Origin of the sequence: Oceanobacter sp. 4_MG-2023, from assembly GCF_030689165.1 — a bacterium.
Lineage (GTDB): Bacteria > Pseudomonadota > Gammaproteobacteria > Pseudomonadales > Oceanobacteraceae > Oceanobacter.
Genome location: NZ_JAUYVV010000061.1, coordinates 1 through 1,628, shown reverse-complemented (window position 1 = coordinate 1,628; position 1,628 = coordinate 1). Strand labels below are relative to the sequence as shown.

Below are 1,628 nucleotides of genomic sequence, written 5' to 3'. Positions count from 1 at the left end.
GTATCGCTCACCAAATACACCGTACCCGCTTCATTGCTTTGTAGTGTGATCAACTCCCCTGTTTCATAGGTGCTATCTATCACCAGTGTGCCATCGGCATTAAATGCCTGCACAAAGATCGACTCATCACCGTCACTATCAGTCCCGACCCAGGTCACCACATAGGCACCAGCACTGCCTACCGCAGTGATTTGGGGGGCATAGTCAGTGGTATAACCCAGTGCTTCCAGCTGTACTGTGTCACCGTTGACGGAACCTTCGGCGTTAAACGCCTGCACAAAGATCGAAAAATCACCGTCGCTATCCCTTCCGTACCAGGTCACCACATAGGCGCCATCAGTGCCCACGGCGGTAATTTGAGGCCAATAGTCGCCACTGGTGGTATTACCCGGCGCTTCCAGCTGTACTGTGTCACCGTTGAAGGAACCATTGGCATCAAACGCTTGCACAAAGATCGAATAGTCACCGTCGCTATCATCACCGTACCAGGTCACCACATAGGCGCCAGCGCTGCCTACCGCAGTGATTTGAGGGTGCCAATACCAATCATCCAGTGTTCCCAACTGTACCGTGGCACCGTTTAAGAAGCCGTCAGCATCAAAGGCCTGTACAAAGATCGCCAAACTACTGTCGCCATTCCTTCCGTACCAAGTCACCACATAGGCGCCATCACTACCTACCGCAGTGATTTGCGGATAATAGTCATTATCATTGGTCTTACCCAGTGCTTCCAGCTGTACCGTGTCACCGTTGAAGGAGCCATCGGCTTTAAACGCCTGCACAAAGATCGAATAGTCACCGTCGCTATCATCACCACGCCAGGTCACCACATAAGCGCCAGCGCTGCCCACCGCAGTGATTTGTGGATCATAGTCATGACCAGTGGTATTACTCAGCCCTTCCAGCTGTACCGTGGTGCCGTTGACGGAGCCATCGGCATTAAACGCCTGCACAAAGATTGAATAATCAACGTCGCTATCCCTTCCGTACCAGGTCACCACATAGGCGCCAGCGTTGCCCACCGCGGTGATTTGAGGATCAAAGTCATGGCCAGTGGTATTACCCAGCCCTTCCAGCTGTACCGTGGTGCCATTGAAGGAACCATCGGCTTTAAACGCCTGCACAAAGATCGACCGATCACCTGAATAGCCAGCACCCTCGTACCCGTACCAGGTCACCACATAGGCGCCATCACTGCCCACCGCAGTGATTTGGGGACTTTCGGCCTTACCCAGCTCCAGCTGTACCGTGGTGCCATTGAAGGAACCATCGGCGTTAAATGCCTGCACAAAGATCGACCAATCACCGTCGCTATCCTCACCAGACCAGGTCACCACATAGGCGCCAGCGCTGCCCACCGCAGTGATTTGAGGATCAACGTCATAACCATTGGTCTTACCCAGTGCTTCCAGTTGTACTGTCGCGGGCGATAACACAATACTGGCTTCTGGGGCAATATCGTTAACATCGAGGGTAACCGCTTGGTCGGTATGGTTACCGGCGCCATCGGTAGCGGTAACGATAAATGAGTAACTGGACTTGGTTTCGTAGTCGGGGTTGTTCAGCAAGGTAACAACGCCCGTACTGCTGTCGATGCTGAAGTCACTGGCGTCAGTGCCAGACAAGGA

Annotated in this window: 1 protein-coding gene; it reads right to left on the bottom strand. The window is 53.3% G+C overall.

Annotation, left to right across the window (positions count from 1 at the left end; genetic code table 11):
* Nucleotides 1–1,628: cadherin repeat domain-containing protein (locus tag Q8W24_RS16730; protein ID WP_305476030.1), on the bottom strand; the 1,628-nt coding region annotated here is incomplete at both ends.